Origin of the sequence: Metapseudomonas otitidis, from assembly GCF_900111835.1 — a bacterium.
In the GTDB taxonomy this organism is placed as follows: Bacteria; Pseudomonadota; Gammaproteobacteria; order Pseudomonadales; family Pseudomonadaceae; genus Metapseudomonas; species Metapseudomonas otitidis.
The window spans coordinates 126,453-142,872 of sequence record NZ_FOJP01000019.1 but is presented as its reverse complement, the minus strand read 5'-3'; the positions used below and the strand labels follow the sequence as shown (position 1 = coordinate 142,872).

The window sequence follows — 16,420 nt, the reverse complement described above, 5'->3', positions numbered from 1 at the left end:
GGCGTCACCACCTTCAAGGACGAAGCCGAAGCCCTCGCCATCGCCAACGACACCGAGTTCGGCCTCGGCGCCGGCCTCTGGACCCGCGACATCAACCGCGCCTGGCGCATGGGCCGTGGCATCAAGGCCGGCCGCGTCTGGACCAACTGCTACCACCTGTACCCGGCCCACGCCGCCTTCGGTGGCTACAAGAAATCCGGCGTCGGCCGCGAAACCCACAAGATGATGCTCGACCACTACCAGCAGACCAAGAACCTCCTGGTCAGCTACGACATCAACCCCCTGGGCTTCTTCTGACCCCACACGCCCCACGAAAAACGCGGCCTCGGCCGCGTTTTTTCGTTTCAGCCAGCCCCCACACGCACCGGGTCGCGGCGACAAACGTAGGATGGGCAGAGCTGTGCGAAGCCCATCATTGCGGGGCCAGGGCACGGAGCGATGCGGTTCGCCGAGCTCACCGCATCCTACGGACACGACCGTGCGTGGATCGCGTTTCATCGATCCACCGCCGGAGCCATTTCGCTCCCACGGGGTGTTGCCCGGTGGGCTGAAGCCCACCCTACATGGCCGTCACGTAATGGGCATCGATGCGGTTCGCCGAGCTCACCGCATCCTACGGATGCGACCGTGCGTGGATCGCGTTTCATCGTTCCACCGCCGGAGCCATTGCCGAACGCCACACGCGCCGAGGTACGGGGAAGGTGTGGGAGCGGTTTCAACCGCGAAGAGCCTCGCGAATGAACTCGCTCCCACGGGGGCTGCCCGTGGGTTGGCGCGCTCCTCGTAGGGTGGGCTTCAGCCCACGCTGACTACCGCTGGTGGGCTTAAGCGGAACGCCGCCCGGCCCACCTACAGAGCGGCGTGGTACGCGAGGATCTAGCGCTCTTCCCCCCGCCATTGCCGGGGGCTGACGCCGAACCAGCGGCGGAAGGCGCGGGAGAAGGCGCTGGTCTCGGAGTAGCCCAGCAGCGGGGCGAGTTCGGAGATGGGGCGTTGGCGGCGGCGCAGGTAGTGCAGCGCCAGTTCGCGGCGGGTGCGCTCCACCACCTGGCTGAAGCACAGCCCCTGCTCCCGCAGGCGGCGCTGCAGGCCGGCGGGGGTCATTTCCAGGCGTTCGGCGATGCGTTCGAGGCAGGGTTCGCCTTCGGACAGGGCCAAGCGCACCTGGGTGCCCAGTTCCTCCAGCAGGCTGGGGGCATTGGCGCCGGCGCCCAGGCGGTGGATCACGTCCTGGAAGAGGAACAGCAGGTTCGGGTCGCGCTCCGGCATCGGCTTGCCCTGCACGTCCCCCTTGGGCACCAGCATGAAGTTGCACGGCCGGCCGAACTGCACCGGCGCGCCGAAGGCGTCGCCATGCTCGTGCCACTCCTCCGGCCGCTCATGCTCGAAGGCCACCGCACGCGGCGCCCACTGCGGGCCCAGCACGTGACGCAGCAGGTTCAGCGCCATGCCCAGCGTCAGCTCGGCATCCTGCCGGCGGTCGAGGATGGCGCCATGGCGCACCTGGTAGTCGAAGCGGTAGCACTCACCGCAGTCCACCAGACGGATCAGCGTGCTGTGCTGGTGATAGGGGAAGGCCCCGGCGAAGTTCTTCAGCGCCTCCTCCAGGGTGTCCGAGAACAGCCCGACATACCCCAGCAACCCCAGGTCCCGGGGCTGGAACTGCTGCCCGTAGCGCAGCCCGAAGTTGTCGCAGCCCGATTGCCGGGCAGCCTCCTCCAGCACGTCGCAGTAGTTGGGCAGCGCCAGGCTCAGGGTCGGGTGGCGCAGTTGCTCGGGGTCGATCCCGGCCCGGCCGAACACCAGGTCCAGGTCGCCGCCCTGGCGGGTGATGAACTGGTCGAGGCCACTGGCCGCCGCCGACAGCACGCCGACGTTGCTCGCGGGGGGCATCTGCAGGCTGGCGGATGAAAGCAGGGGCTGGCTCATCACGGGGTACCGGGTTCTTAAATTGATCACCCGTTCAAGCAAAAGCCATGCCTCGTCCACGGCCGCCGAAGGGGGCGTGCCGGAGGCACCGTGGCCAGGGCTTCGCACCCTCCCTGTGCAGGCTGGAGGCCGCGCGCACCGGGCCGGAGCACGCTTTTCATGGGGCGATGGGTAACACCCCAGCGACTTGACCGCAGAGGCGCCACCGCGCTTCCCACGGTCAAGTCCTGGGGCCGGTCGGTGGCTACCATCGACCCATCCCCCAATGGACTGTGCGGGTGTTTGCGCGCCGAGCGTCGCCGAGGACAGGCGGTTTCCAACAACAACAAAGCCCGCGAGGGCTGAGGAGTCCCGATGAGCACGACACAACTCAAACCCACGCTCGGCACCCTGCACCTCTGGGGTATCGCCGTGGGCCTGGTGATTTCCGGCGAGTACTTCGGCTGGAGCTATGGCTGGGGCACCGCCGGTACCCTGGGCTTCCTGGTGACGGCACTGATGGTCGCCACCATGTACACCTGCTTCATCTTCAGCTTCACCGAACTGACCACCGCCATCCCCCACGCGGGCGGCCCCTTCGCCTACAGCCGCCGGGCCTTCGGCGAGAAAGGCGGGCTGATCGCCGGCATCGCCACACTCATCGAATTCGTCTTCGCCCCGCCGGCCATCGCCATGGCCATCGGCGCCTACCTCAACGTGCAGTTCCCCGACCTGGACCCGAAGCACGCCGCCGTGGGGGCCTACTTCGTGTTCATGACCCTGAACATCCTCGGCGTCAGCATCGCCGCCACCTTCGAGCTGGTGGTCACCGTGCTGGCCGTGGCCGAGCTGCTGGTGTTCATGGGCGTGGTCGCGCCGGGCTTCAGCTTCTCCAACTTCGTGCTCAACGGCTGGGCCGGGAGCAATGAGTTCAGCCTCGGTGCCTTCTCCGGCATCTTCGCCGCCATCCCCTTCGCCATCTGGTTCTTCCTCGCCATCGAGGGCGCCGCCATGGCCGCCGAGGAAGCCAAGGACCCGAAACGCACCATCCCGCGCGCCTACATCGCCGGCATCCTGACCCTGGTGTTCCTCGCCATCGGCGTGATGATCATGGCCGGCGGCGTGGGTGACTGGCGCGAGCTGTCCAACATCAACGACCCGCTGCCCCAGGCCATGAAGGCCGTGGTCGGCAACGACTCCACCTGGATGCACATGCTGGTGTGGATCGGCCTGTTCGGCCTGGTGGCCAGCTTCCACGGCATCATCCTCGGCTACTCCCGCCAGTTCTTCGCCCTGGCCCGCGCCGGCTACCTGCCCCGTGGCCTGGCCAAGCTGTCGCGCTTCCAGACCCCGCACCGCGCCATCATCGCCGGCGGTGTGGTGGGCATCGCCGCGATCTACAGCGACGGCCTGGTGAACCTGCAGGGCATGACCCTGACCGCCGCGATGATCACCATGAGCGTGTTCGGCGCCATCGTCATGTACATCATCAGCATGCTCAGCCTGTTCAAGCTGCGCCGCAGCGAACCGAACCTGGAACGCACCTTCCGCGCCCCCGGCTACCCGGTCGTCCCCGCCATCGCCCTGGTGCTGGCCGTGGTCTGCCTGGTCGCCATGGCCTGGTTCAACACCACCATCGGGCTAATCTTCCTGGGGTTCATGGCCGCAGGCTTCGTCTGGTTCCAGTTCACCGCGCACCACCGCGCCAGTGCACCGGAAGACGCCCTGCTCAGCCGCGTGTGACGACAATGCCCCGCCCAGCCAACCGGGCGGGGCCCGGATGGAGATCGAGATGGCAAGCTACTCCCACAGTGTCGGCGGCCAGACCTGGCGCTTCGACAGCCTTCGCGAGGTGATGGCCAAGGCCAGCCCGGCCCGCTCCGGCGACTGCCTGGCGGGCGTCGCCGCCAGCAGCGACGCCGAGCGCGTGGCGGCGCAGATGACCCTGGCCGAGGTGCCGCTCAAGCGCTTCCTCGACGAAGCGCTGATCCCCTACGAGCAGGACGAGGTCACCCGGCTGATCCTCGACACCCACGACCGGGCCGCCTTCGCCCCGGTGAGCCACCTCACCGTGGGCGACTTCCGCGACTGGCTGCTGGGCGAGTCCGCCGACGAGGCGGCCCTGCGCAACCTGGCGCGGGGGCTGACCCCGGAGATGGCCGCCGCCGTGTCGAAGATCATGCGCGTGCAGGACCTGGTGCTGGTGGCGCAGAAGATCCGTGTGGTCACCCGCTTCCGCAACACCATGGGCCTGCGCGGCCGACTCTCCACCCGCCTGCAACCGAACCACCCCACCGACGACCCCGCCGGCATCGCCGCGAGCATCCTCGACGGCCTGCTCTACGGCAACGGCGACGCCATGATCGGCATCAACCCGGCCACCGACAGCATCGCCTCCATCAGCGCCCTGCTGGAGATGCTCGACGCCATCATCCAGCGCTACGAGATCCCCACCCAGGCCTGCGTGCTGACCCACGTCACCACCTCCATCCAGGCCATCGAGAAGGGCGTGCCGCTGGACCTGGTGTTCCAGTCCATCGCCGGCACCGAAGCGGCCAACAGCAGCTTCGGCATCAGCCTGGAGATCCTCCGCGAGGGCTACGAAGCCGGGCTGTCGCAGAAGCGCGGCACCCTCGGCAACAACCTCATGTACTTCGAGACCGGCCAGGGCAGCGCCCTCTCGGCCAACGCCCACCACGGCGTCGACCAGCAGACCTGCGAGACCCGCGCCTACGCCGTGGCCCGCCACTTCGACCCGTTCCTGGTCAACACCGTGGTCGGCTTCATCGGCCCGGAATACCTCTACAACGGCAAGCAGATCATCCGCGCCGGCCTGGAAGACCACTTCTGCGGCAAGCTGCTCGGCGTGCCCATGGGCTGCGACATCTGCTACACCAACCACGCCGAAGCCGACCAGGACGACATGGACATGCTGCTGACCCTGCTCGGGGTCGCCGGCATCAACTTCATCATGGGCATCCCCGGCTCCGACGACGTGATGCTCAACTACCAGACCACCTCCTTCCACGACGCCCTCTACGCCCGCCAGAGCCTGGGCCTCAAGCCCGCGCCCGAGTTCGAGGCCTGGCTGGAACGCATGGGCATCGCCAGCCAGCAGGACGGCCGCGTGCGCCTCGGCGAGCAGCTGCCGCCGGCCTTCCGCCACGCCCTGGGGAAAATCGCCTGAGGAGAGGCCCGATGACCGACCCGAAACGCCCCGCCACCGCCAACCCCTGGCAGGCCCTGCGCGCCCTCACCCCGGCGCGCATTGCCCTCGGGCGCGCCGGCACCAGCCTGCCCACCCAGGCCCAGCTGGACTTCCAGTTCGCCCACGCGCAGGCCCGCGACGCCGTGCACCTGCCGCTGGACACCCCGGCCCTGGCCGCCGAGCTGGAAGGCCTCGGCCACGCCAGCCTGCGCCTGCACAGCGCCGCCGCCGACCGCCACACCTACCTGCAACGCCCCGACCTCGGCCGGCGCCTGGACGCCGCCTCCGCCGAGCGCCTGCGCGAACACGCCGCGAATCATCCCGAGGGCTACGACCTGGCCGTGGTGGTGGCCGACGGCCTGTCCGCCCTCGCCGTGCAGCGCCACACCCTGCCCTTCCTGCGGCGCTTCCTCGACCAGGCCGCCAGCGAGAACTGGCACCTCGCCCCCATCACCCTGGTGGAACAGGGCCGCGTCGCCGTGGCCGACGAAGTGGGCGAGCTGCTCAAGGCGCGCATGGTGGTGATCCTCATCGGCGAGCGGCCCGGCCTCAGCTCGCCGGACAGCCTCGGCCTGTACTTCACCTGGGAACCGCGTATCGGCCTCACCGACGCCAGCCGCAACTGCATCTCCAACGTGCGCCTGGAAGGCCTCTCCTACGGGCTGGCCGCCCACCGCCTGCTGCACCTGATGCGCGAGGCCTGCCGCCGCCAGCTCTCCGGGGTGAACCTCAAGGACGACTCCGACGTGCCAGTGCTGGACGGCCCCGAAGGCGGCCCGCGCGGCAACTTCCTGCTGGGCGGCGACTGACACCGCCCCGGCGCCCGGGCCGGAACACCGGCCCGTGGCGGCGGTCTGACACTGCACCGCCCTTACACGAGCCTGGTGCCCATGGAGCCTTCCCCATCGCCCAACGCCGGCGATCCCGCTGACCCCGACTACGCGCGCCTGGTGGACGCCGTCACCGACTGCGCCCTCTGCCTGCTGACCCCCGACGGCGTGCTGCGCAGCTGGAACCGTGGCGCCCAGCAGGTGCTCGGCCACACCCCCGGCGACGCACTGGGCCGCCCCCTGGCGGACCTGTTCACCGACGAGGACCGCGAGGCCGGCGTGCCGGCGCGCTGGCTCGAGGCCGCCCGGGTCGACGGCCACGCCCGCGAGGAAGGCTGGATGCGCCGCCACGACGGCTCGCCGATCTGGGCCGAGCGGGTGCTCGACCTCATCCCCACCGCGCACGGCGCCCCCCTCGGCCTGGCGCTGCAGGTCCGCGACCTCAGCGAGCGCCATGCCCGCGACCTGCTGCAGGACGAACAGCGCATGCAGCTGTTCCACGCCCAGAAGCTGGAAGCCCTCGGCCAGCTCAGCGGCGGCCTGGCGCAGGACTTCAACGAACTGCTCACCATCATCCTCAGCGCCTCCGCCCTGGCCGGGCGAAGCACCGACGAGACCCGCCGCAAGGAACTGCTCGGCCACATCCACGAGGCCGGCCTGCGCGGCCGCCACCTGACCCAGCACCTGCAGGCCTTCGCCGGGCGCCGCGAACAGCAGGTGCAGGTGCTGCAGCTCGAAGGGCTGCTGCACACCGCGCAGATGTTCTTCATCCAGGCCCTGCCCCGCCACCTGACCCTGGAACTGCAGGTGCGCCCGCCCCTGCACCCGGTAGAGGTGGATTTCGGCCAACTGGAAATGAGCCTGCTCAACCTGGTGTTCAACGCCCGCGACGCCATGCCCCCGGGCGAGGGCACCATCGTCCTGCGGGCCGAGAACCGCTACCTGGACGGCAGCTGGGACGACCTCGTCGGCAGCTTCGTGCGCATCAGTGTCAGCGACGAGGGCAGCGGCATTCCCGAGGCCCTCCTGCCGCGCATCTTCGAGCCCTTCTTCACCACCAAGCCCCTCGGCGAAGGCACCGGCCTGGGCCTCAGCCAGGCCTGGGGCTTCGCCCGCCAGCAAGGCGGCGGCCTGCGCGTGGAGAGCCTGCCGGGCCAGGGCGCCACCCTCGCCCTCTACCTGCCGGCCTGGCAGCCCGGCGCCGCTGCAAATGGGCGGAACTTGCCCGAGGCGGACGACTCTATCGCTGGCAGGCGCCCCGGCGCGTAGAATCCCACCGCCCCGGACGCGGGGCATGCGAGCCGAAGCGGCTCCCCATCGAGCGAAAAACAGCACAGAAGCAGGCCAGAACTTGGAACAGCTAGAACGCCTCCACAGTGGGATCGAGGGACTGGACGCCCTGTTGAAGGGAGGCCTGGTGGCCGGCGCGTCCTACATCGTCCAGGGCCGTCCCGGCTCGGGCAAGACCATCCTCGCCAACCAGATCGGCTTCAACCACGTGCGCAACGGCGGCCGTGTGCTGGTGGCCACCCTCCTGGCGGAAACCCACGAGCGCCTGTTCCAGTTCCTCTCCACCCTGAGCTTCTTCGACGCCTCCAAGGTCGGTGACGAGATCCAGTTCGTCAGCGCCTTCGACACCCTGGAGAACGAAGGCCTCGACGAAGTGGTGCGCCTGCTGCGCCGCGAGATCAGCCGGCAGAAAGCCACGGTGATGATCGTCGACGGCGTGCTCAATGCCCGCTCCAAGGCGGACACGCCGATGGACACGAAGAAATTCATCTCCGAGCTGCAGGGCCACGCCGCCTTCGCCGGCTGCACCGTGCTCTTCCTCACCAGCGCCCGCCTCGACGACGGCAGCCCCGAGCACACCATGGTCGACGGCGTCATCGAACTGGGCGAGGAACTGGTGGGCAACCGCTCGGTGCGCCGCATCCACCTGCGCAAGACCCGCGGCAGCGGTTCCCTGTCCGGCCTGCACGAGTGCGAGATCACCGAGAACGGCCTGGTGGTCTATCCGCGGCTGGAATCCCTCTACAGCCGCCCGACCCTGCCCGAGGACGCCACGCCCCGGCGCATCGCCAGCGGCACGCCGGACCTGGACGCGTTGATCGAAGGCGGCCTGCCCGTCGGCTCGGTGACCCTCGCCATGGGCCCCGCCGGCGTCGGCAAGACCTGCCTCGGCCTGGGCTTCCTCGGCCAGGCCAGTGTCGACGAGCCGGCCCTGCACTTCGGCTTCTACGAATCCCCCGCGCGCCTGCGCCTCAAGGCCCGCGCCCTGGGCTTCGACCTGGAGGCGCTGGAGAAGGCCGGCGTCCTGCACCTGGCCTGGCAACCGCCCACCGAAGGCCTGCTCGACGCCCTGGGCGGCCACCTGATCGCCGAGGTGCAGCGCCTGGGTATCAAGCGCCTGTTCATCGACAGCTTCGGCGGCATGGCCCGGGTGGCCAGCAGCCAGGCGCGACTGGTGGAGTTCTTCGGCGCCCTGCTGGGCCAGCTGCGGGCGATGGGCGTGACCATCGTCGCCACCTGGGAGATGCGCGATCTCTACAGCGCCGACATCAACGCCCCGGCGCCCGAGCTGTCGAGCATCGTGGACAACCTGCTGCTGATGCGGTTCGTGGAAGTGAATGCTGAACTCAAGCGCTCACTGGCCATTCTGAAGATGAGGGACAGCGGGTATGACCCCGCCCTGCTGGAGCTGCAATTCACCTCGAGCGGACTGCGTCTGGACAAGAACTTCCGCCAGGTGACCTCCGTACTCTCCGGCAACGCGACACGCGTCTGATGGGCGCACAACCGGCCAACCGCTGATGACAACGATCCTGGTAGTCGACGACGAGTATCTGATTGCCGACATCCTCGCCTACGCACTGGAGGACGAGGGCTACATGGTGGTCAAGGCCGGCAACGGTCGCAAAGGCCTGGACGTGCTCGACCGCGAGCGCCCGTCCCTGGTGATCACCGACTTCATGATGCCGGTGATGGACGGCCTGGAATTCGCCCGCGCCATCCGCGAGCGCCCCCAGTACGCCGAGCTGCCGGTCATCCTCATGAGCGGCGCCCAGGGCAACATCGGCCGCCAGCATGGCGACCTGTTCGCCGCCGTGTTCGACAAGCCCTTCGACATCCACGCCGTGCTGGCCAAGGTGGCCGAGCTGATCGGCCCGGGCGAGCCCAGCCACGGCTGACCGCCACGCCACGATTGCCAGCATCGCCCGCCTCCCGGAAACTGCGCGCTTTCCCAGCTTCCAGCGGAGACCCGCCGTGTCCACATCCCCCGAACTCGCCAGCGACCCGTCCTGGCTCGCCCGCTGCCAGGCCGCCGCCCTCGACCCGCAGGCCCGCTTCGCCGCCCGCCAGGCCGTGCTCGACGATGCCGCCGCGCTGGACGCCACCCTCTACCGTGCCGACGAGGAGGACGAAGACGCCGAGGAAGAAGACCTGGGCGACGCCCGCGTGCTGATCGAAGGCCCCTTCGTCATCCCCGCCGACTGGAGCGAAGCCGACCGCGAGGCCTACTTCGACGGCAGCGACCCGGCCCTGTTCGTCCAGGCCCGCATCGAATGCCTGGCCCCCGCTTCCAGCCGCCAGCACTTCACCCCCGAACCCGGCGACCAGGTCGCCCTCACCCGCCCGGACGGCCTGGTGGAGATGTACTTCCTCTACGAAGCCTTCGAAGACGACCACGGCCACCACTGCGTACTGATCCGCGACGAAGACACGCTGTTCTGACCCCGCTGCCTCCGGGAACGCCCGGCGTATCCCTGGGCCAGCGATGGGCTTCGCACAGCTCAGCCCATCCTACGGACGGCGGGCCCGTGGATGCGGTGAGCTCGGCGAACCGCATCGATCCAAGACGGAGCTGAAACCCAAACTACGGCCTGAACCGCAGGGTGGGCTTCAGCCCACCATCGAAACTGCCAACACCACCCCACGCAGCGCCCATCCCCCGTGCCCGCACCTGAAGGTAGCCCGGGCTTCAGCCCGGGACCACGGCGCATCCCTGGTCCAACGATGGGCTTCGCACAGCTCAGCCCATCCTACGGACGGAGCTGGCTCGTAGGATGCGGTGAGCTGTGCGAACCGCATCGATTCACGGCGGGGATGAAGCCCAGGCTACGGCCTGAACCGTAGGGAAAGCTTCAGCCCACCAGCAGAGCCGCCGGCAACCACTTGGTGGATGGAAAGAGCGCCATCCACCCTACGCGAGCCCCGTCATAGACGCGTTGTAGGGTGGATCGCGCTTCATCGATCCACCGTTCGGCACGGCTTCGGGGTTATCCCAGCCCACCATCAGGCTCACGCGCTCAGAGATCCGGCGCGCGGGCGGCCAGTACGGCGGTGGCGCCCTGGGGGCGGCGGCAGTACCAGATCACCCGGCTCACGCCCCGGGTGATGGCGACGTAGGCCAGGCGCAGGTTCTCGTCGCGCATGGCCTGGTCGTAGCTGTTGCGGAAGTAGCCGCTGTGGGCGTACAGCGCATTGCGCAGGGGGTAGGATTCCGGCGGCTGGCAGTCGTCGACGATCACCGCCACCTCCGCCTGCAAGCCCTTGGCCCGGTGGATGGTCAGGGCCTTCACTGGCAACCCCGGTTCCAGCGCCGTCTGCACCGTGCGCAGGGTGTCGTTGCGCCGGCCGAGCAGTAACACCGGCGTGCGCTCGGCGCGCTCCAGGCCGGCCACATGGGCGCACTGGGCCTGCAGCTCGGCCACCAGCGCCGACAGGCCGCCGGGTAGTTCGAAGCCCTGCACCAGCCGCACGCCATGGTCGCCCGGCCGGGCCTCGCGCACGGCGCGGCAGGTCTTGTCCTGCTTGAAGGCCACGCCACCCAGCACCGCCTCGCCGTCGCGCACCACGGCGTCAATGGAGCGGTAGTTGGTCTCCAGGCGCAGCACCGCGCTCTTCTTGCCGCGGCCCTTGGCGAAGTGGCGGTCGAAATCCATGAACAGCTCCGGCGAGCTGCCGCGCCAGCCGTAGATGGACTGCCAGTCGTCACCGATGGCCATCAGGCTCGGGGTTTCCCCGGCCTGCGCCAGGCGCTCGTGGGCGGCCCGCAGCCAGCGGACGATCTGCGGGGAGATGTCCTGGAACTCGTCGATCAGCAGGTGGGTCAGCGGTACCAGCGCGGGCAGCTTCAGCCCGCCCTTTTCCAGCCGCTCGGTGAGTTCGCAGAACGCCATGTTGAAGGTGGCCAGCCCGCGCTGGCGCAACAGCGCCTGGAAACGCGCCCAGAAGGGTTGCAGCGCGCGGATGAACTGCTGGTCCCGCTGGGGGCAGGCCAGGGCGTCCGGCTGCAATGCATCCACCCGCAGCCCCAGGCTCTCGATGAACCCGGCCTGCACGTGGAACGCCTCCGGCAGGGCCATCGGCCCCAGCTCGCCGGCCAGGCGCAGGGGGCCTTCCGGGGTCTTCGACAGCACCGCATCGGGCTCCAGGCCCAGCAGGGCGTGGACCGCCGTGCGGAAGCCGACGTCCTCGGCGTAGCAGGCGTGGTAGGCCTCCTGCAGCAGGCGCTGCTGGGCCGGCTTCAGGCGGCCGGCGGCCAGGGGGTTGTCCGGCTCGTCGCCGGCATCGCGGCTGTCCAGTTGCTCGAACCAGGCGCTCACGCCCATTTCGCTCTTGGCCAGCACGCCCATGGCCGAGTGGAAGGTGCGCACGCACTGGCGCGCCTGGGCCGCGTCGAAGGGCACCTGCCAGAACGCCAGTACCCGCATCAACTGCTCGCGCAGCTGGGCGCAGGAGGCGTTGGTGAAGGAGATGACGGTGAGCTTGGCCGGGTCGACGCCCAGGTGGGCCAGCAGGTAGACCACCCGCAGCAACAGGGTGGTGGACTTGCCCGAGCCGGCGCCGGCGAAGATGCGCGTCAGCGGTCCGCGGGCAAGGATCATCGCCCACTGCTCGTCGGACGGCGCCGCCACCACACCCGCCGCGACGGCTTCGGCCACCCGCGCGCGCATCGCCTCTTCGGCCCCCTTGCGCCGGGGCAACGCGGCGGCGCGGTAGACGCTCGGGCCCTCGACGGCCGTGCGGGCCCCGCCAGGTTCCTTGGGGGCGGACTTGCGGGCGGTGGTGCGGCCCTTGCCTTCGCTGGCCTTCTTGTTGCGCCCGCGCGGGCGCGCCTTCTTCTGCTGCGCCTGGGCACGGGCCAGGGCCTGGGCGGCTTCGGCGGCCTCGCGTTCGGCACGCAGGTAGGCGGTGGTGCGCGGGAAGCAGCGCACCAGGGTTCCGGAGATCAACGCGGTGTAGCGCTTGACGGCAGACAGCATCCAGCAGGTCCATCGGCAGTGAAACAGGGCGGCGATGATACGGGCTCCCGGGGCCGGCGTCAGTTGCTGGCCCCTGGCCAACCCGGCAAGGCCTTGCCCGGAGCCGGCAAGCCCACGCCGCTTCGACCGGTACGGGATACGCGCCACCCCTTGCCACGCCTGGCTTGCAGCCACCTGGCCCGCTTTATGCTGAACGCCGGTGTCCGCAGATTCGGGGAATCCACCCATGACCCTCATCAACAACAACTCGCCGCTGGCCGGCTACCTCGCCTCGCTGGCCGGCAACAAGGCCGGCAACAGCGGCACGTCCGGCACCACCGACAAGCCGCAGACGCCCTCCGACCCCATTGCCGACCTGCGCAAGCTCGCCGCCAACCTGGTGGCCCAGGGCCGCGGCGGCCTGATGAATGCCATGGCCGGCGACACCGGCAACGTCATCACCAACGCCACCCAGGCCAGTCAGGCCGGGCTCAACGGCAGCGGCGGCGCCAAGCTGCAGTTGCCCGACGTTTCCAGCCTCGACCGCGACGACGCCGCCAAGCTGCTCACCCAGGTGCAGAAGCTGCTGGACAAGAACCTGGGCGGCGGCCTGTCCTTCGTCGGGGTGAACGGCAACCAGCAGACCCAGTCCCTGGAAACCTACCGCGACTGGCTGCAGGCCAAGGGCGGCATCAGCGTCTACGCCTGAGGCGCCTCCACCGGCCCCTTCTCAGCGCAGGGCTTCCTGCAGCAGCGCCCAGTAGCGCGGGTGCAGGCTGATGTCGTTGTGCCCCACGCCCTCCAGCGGCTCCAGCCGCGCCACACCGGGGGCGAAGTGCCGGGCGAGGCGTTCGGCGTGGGCCGGGGGAATCACCCGGTCCTGCCCTGCCACCAACAGCAGGCTCGGCGTCCGCAGGGCTCCGACCCGTTCCACCGAGCGGTAGCGATCCTTCAGCAGCCAGCCCACCGGCACCCAGGGGAAGCGCTCCGCCGCCACCGCCTCGATGCTGTCGTAGGGCGTGACCAGCACCAACCGCCTCACCGGCCGGGCGCTGGCCACCTGCACGGCAACGCCGGAGCCGAGGCTGCGCCCCACCACATCCACTTGCGGGTGCATGGCCTGCACCTGGTCGAACAGGGCCAGGGCGTCGCGCACGATCAGCGCTTCGGAGGGCTCGCCGGCGCTGCCGCCGTAGCCCGGGTAGTGCATCAGGTACAGCGCGCGGTCGGGGAAGGCCTGGCGCAGTTCGGGCAGGTTGAGGGAGACGTCCTCGGCATTGCCGCCGAAGTACAGCAGCGCCCGGGGCCCGTCGTGGGCCTGCACCGTGACCTGCAGCGGCCCCTCGGGGCGGGTGAGTTCGAGGGTGCTGCCCGGCGCGTCGAGGGTGCGCGGCTGGGGCACGTAGAGCAGTTGGCGCTGGAACAGGTAGAGCCCGGCGCAGAGCAGCAGGTAGAGGGCGACCAGCACGGTCGCGAGGGTGATCAGAAAGCGGGTCATGGCAGCTCCTGGCAACGCCCTGCGAGGGCACCTCCAACGATTCAGAGGTGCCCTGGAGGCGCCGCCCGATCTTTCCACAGGGCCGCCAGGCCCGCTATCGACCGGTGATCAGAAGCTGAAGTCGACCTTGGTCCACAGGGTGCGACCCGGCTCGTTGATCGCCTCAGGGTCGGCGGGGAAGCCGAACCCGGCGTCGCCGGCGCGGTTGAGGTGCTCGGAGTAGGCCTTGTCGAAGAGGTTGTCGACCCCGGCGCTGACCTTGAGGTTGGACGTCAGGCGGTAGGCGCCGTTGAGGGAGAACACGCCGAAGCCGCCGCTCTTGTCGAAGTCCTGGCCGACCACGTTGCCCTGCTTCTCCGCCACGCGGTTCTGCGCGGCCACCACGCGCCACAGGGCACCGGCACTCCAGGCGTCCTGCTCGTAGGTGAGCCCCAGGCGCGCTTCCAGCGGCGGCATCTGCGGCAGCGCGCGACCGTCGGAGCTGTTCTTGCCCCAGGCGTAGGCCAGGGTGCCGTCCACCTTCCAGTTGTCGTCCAGGCGGTAGGCCGCGCCCAGCTCGCCGCCCATGATGCGCGCGTCGATGTTATCGGCGCGGGAGGTGGCACCCATCATCCCCGGGGTGTAGGTGAACAGGATGTAGTCGCGCACCTGGCCGATGTAGCCGGAGGCCCAGGCTTCCAGGTCGCCGTCGTTGTACTGCACGCCGAAGTCGAGCTGGGTGGTCTTCTCCGGCTTCACGCCGTCGAAGGCGTTGACCGAGCCGGCCGGGCCGCTGCCGGGGGAGTACAGCTCCCAGTAGTCGGGGAAGCGCTGCACGTGGCCGAGGCCGGCGTAGAGGGTGGCCGGGGCATCCGCCAGGTCGTACTCGTAGCGCATGAAGCCGCTGGGCAGGGTGTCGGAGCGGGTCTTGCCGTAGGTGGGGTTGGCCATGTTCATGCGGCCCACGGTGGCGCGGTCGTCGAGGGCCTGGGCGTGGTCCAGGCGGGCGCCGGTGATCACCCGGTTGCGGTCGGCGGCGTACCAGGTCAGCTCGCCGAAGGCGCCGTAGTTGTGCATCAGCGCATCACGCACACGGGGGAACTGGTCGGCGTCGGTGAACTGGCCGCTCATCATCGAATAGCGCGAGGCGCGCTTGCGGTGCTCGCTGCGCATGGCGTCGAGGCCGGCCACCAGTTCCACCTCGCTCCACTTGAAGGTGGCGGCGACACGCCCGCCGAGGGTGCGGCGGTCCACCTGGGAGGCCATCGGCATGGGCATGGAGCTGGAGGGGTTGGGGCTGCGCAGGCGGAAGTTGTCCATCACGTGGTCGGCGTAGTTGTAGTAGACCTGCGCCTCCAGCTTGTCGAGCACGCCGCCCAGGTTGCTGCGCTCGAAGCGCAGGCCGAGGCTTTCCCGCAGGAACTGGCTGCCGTCCATGCCGCGTCCGGCGTAGCGGGCCTCGCCGTTGCCACGGCCGGCGGTCAGCTCCACCAGGGTGTCTTCGTCGGGAGTCCAGCCCAGGGCCACGTCGCCGTTCCACTTGCGCCAGCGCGAGGGCACGGTGTCGCCGTTGCCGTCCTCGTAGTCGTCGGACTGGGACTGGTTGCCAGTGAAGCGCAGGTAGCCCAGTTCGCTGCCCACGGCGCCGTCCAGCACCTTGTCGAAGCGGCCGTTGGAGGCGGCCAGCACGCTGGCGTGGACGCGACTGCCCAGCTCGCCGAAGCGCTCCGGCTCACGGTCGAAGAGCACGGTGCCGGCGGAGGCGCCGGGGCCCCAGAGCACGGTCTGCGGGCCCTTGATGACGGTGAGGCGGTCGAAGGTTTCCGGCGAGATGTAGGAGCTGGGGGCGTCCATGCGGCCCGGGCAGGCGCCGAGCATCTGGCCGCCGTTGGTGAGCAGGTTGAGGCGCGAGCCGAACATGCCGCGCAGCACCGGGTCGCCGTTGGTGCCGCCGTTGCGCACGGCGGCGAAGCCGGGAATGGTCTTCAGGTAGTCCGCGCCGTCGCTGGCGGGGATGGGCTGGCGGGCGTCCTTCGGGTCGGCCACCACGGTCAGCGGCGAGCTCTGCTGCACGGCGGTGACGACCGTGGGCTGCAGCTCCTGGGTGTCGCTGTCCTTGGCGGCGGGCGCAGCGTGGACGTGCTCGGCCGCCTGCAGGCCGCTGCACAGGGCCAGGCCGGCTGCGAGGGCGAAGGCCTGGCGCCAGCGCAGCTGGCTGCGGTCGAGGGTGAAGGGGGTGCGGCAATCGGTGGAACGGGCAGAAAGGGACATCGTGATTTTCCGGATCAGGTGGATCAGGCCGCGCCGGACGGATGCACGGGCGGCAGGACGCGACGGCCACGCGCAAGCGGGCCGCAGGGGACGAGCCGGAAACTCAGGGGGAGGCGCGGGGGTTGGCCGAGGGCCAGCGTTCTCGCGGCGGAGCCGTACAGCGGCGCTCGCGAACCGGGCGCGGGACCGCGCGCTGGCGCTGCAGCCAGTACAGGCCGAGGAAGAAGATGACGCCAAGGGTAATGGCCGAGCCCATCGGGCAGTTGAAGCCGGCACCGGCGAGCCGCGACAGCTCGCCCGGCAGGTCGCCGAAACCCGGCCCCGATTCGCCGCCGGCGGAGCAGAAGGCGCCGCCGAGGCCGCTCAGTTCCAGCCCCATCGCCTGCCCGTGGTGAACGCCACAGGCGAGCACGTTGAGCAGGACGCAGGCGTAGAGCATCCAGGCGATCAACGAGCGGGCGGGTGGGGGCGGTTTCATGGG

General features: G+C 69.8%; 14 protein-coding genes. 9 read left to right on the top strand and 5 right to left on the bottom strand.

All coding sequences use genetic code 11. The features are described from left to right. The coding region (locus BM198_RS23645) for an aldehyde dehydrogenase family protein (protein ID WP_074972902.1) at nucleotides 1-297 on the top strand (297 nt) is incomplete at its 5' end. A 579-nt stretch (nucleotides 298-876) separates the two neighbouring features. Here the strand turns inward: BM198_RS23645 and qhpR are convergent. Beyond that, on the bottom strand, nucleotides 877-1,929 hold the full coding sequence (gene qhpR / locus BM198_RS23640; RefSeq protein ID WP_044402356.1) for an AraC-like transcriptional regulator QhpR: 1,053 nt from the start codon (nucleotides 1,927-1,929) through the stop codon (nucleotides 877-879). 354 nt (nucleotides 1,930-2,283) lie between these two features. Here qhpR and eat point away from each other — a divergent pair, with 354 nt between their 5' ends. From eat to BM198_RS23605, 7 genes are all read left to right on the top strand, one after another. Further along, a complete protein-coding gene (gene eat, locus BM198_RS23635; protein ID WP_074972900.1) occupies nucleotides 2,284-3,651 on the top strand; it encodes an ethanolamine permease in 1,368 nt (455 codons plus the stop codon). A gap of 49 nt (nucleotides 3,652-3,700) precedes the next feature. Then, entirely contained in the window at nucleotides 3,701-5,095 is a 1,395-nt protein-coding gene (locus BM198_RS23630) for an ethanolamine ammonia-lyase subunit EutB (protein WP_044402363.1), read from the top strand. 11 nt (nucleotides 5,096-5,106) lie between these two features. Beyond that, a complete protein-coding gene (eutC, locus tag BM198_RS23625) occupies nucleotides 5,107-5,925 on the top strand; it encodes an ethanolamine ammonia-lyase subunit EutC (RefSeq protein ID WP_074972899.1) in 819 nt (272 codons plus the stop codon). An 81-nt stretch (nucleotides 5,926-6,006) separates the two neighbouring features. Beyond that, on the top strand, nucleotides 6,007-7,215 hold the full coding sequence (locus tag BM198_RS23620; RefSeq protein ID WP_074972897.1) for a two-component system sensor histidine kinase NtrB: 1,209 nt from the start codon (nucleotides 6,007-6,009) through the stop codon (nucleotides 7,213-7,215). 82 nt (nucleotides 7,216-7,297) lie between these two features. After that, the gene (locus tag BM198_RS23615; RefSeq protein WP_074972895.1) at nucleotides 7,298-8,731 is read left to right on the top strand and encodes an ATPase domain-containing protein; all 1,434 of its coding nucleotides are present in this window, start codon (nucleotides 7,298-7,300) and stop codon (nucleotides 8,729-8,731) included. Between the two features lie 25 nt (nucleotides 8,732-8,756). Further along, a complete protein-coding gene (locus BM198_RS23610) occupies nucleotides 8,757-9,134 on the top strand; it encodes a response regulator (RefSeq protein ID WP_044402374.1) in 378 nt (125 codons plus the stop codon). Nucleotides 9,135-9,210: 76 nt separating this feature from the next. Then, entirely contained in the window at nucleotides 9,211-9,678 is a 468-nt protein-coding gene (locus BM198_RS23605; RefSeq protein ID WP_074972894.1) for a hypothetical protein, read from the top strand. Between the two features lie 575 nt (nucleotides 9,679-10,253). Here the strand turns inward: BM198_RS23605 and BM198_RS23600 are convergent. Further along, nucleotides 10,254-12,212 carry a DEAD/DEAH box helicase gene (locus BM198_RS23600; protein WP_074972892.1) on the bottom strand — a complete coding sequence of 653 codons (1,959 nt, stop codon included), beginning with the start codon at nucleotides 12,210-12,212 and terminating at the stop codon, nucleotides 10,254-10,256. Nucleotides 12,213-12,438: 226 nt separating this feature from the next. Here BM198_RS23600 and BM198_RS23595 point away from each other — a divergent pair, with 226 nt between their 5' ends. After that, nucleotides 12,439-12,900 (top strand): hypothetical protein, encoded by a 462-nt coding sequence (locus BM198_RS23595; protein ID WP_044402383.1) that lies wholly within the window; start codon nucleotides 12,439-12,441, stop codon nucleotides 12,898-12,900. A 21-nt stretch (nucleotides 12,901-12,921) separates the two neighbouring features. On the opposite strand, the gene BM198_RS23590 is transcribed toward BM198_RS23595, so the two are convergent. From BM198_RS23590 to BM198_RS23580, 3 genes are all read right to left on the bottom strand, one after another. Continuing rightward, nucleotides 12,922-13,689: an alpha/beta hydrolase gene (locus BM198_RS23590; RefSeq protein ID WP_074972890.1), complete on the bottom strand. Its 768-nt coding sequence runs from the start codon at nucleotides 13,687-13,689 to the stop codon at nucleotides 12,922-12,924. A 108-nt stretch (nucleotides 13,690-13,797) separates the two neighbouring features. Further along, complete coding sequence (locus BM198_RS23585) at nucleotides 13,798-15,939, bottom strand: TonB-dependent copper receptor (RefSeq protein ID WP_074972888.1); 2,142 nt, start codon at nucleotides 15,937-15,939, stop codon at nucleotides 13,798-13,800. 103 nt (nucleotides 15,940-16,042) lie between these two features. Further along, entirely contained in the window at nucleotides 16,043-16,417 is a 375-nt protein-coding gene (locus tag BM198_RS23580; protein ID WP_074972887.1) for a DUF2946 family protein, read from the bottom strand. Nucleotides 16,418-16,420 lie beyond the last annotated feature (3 nt).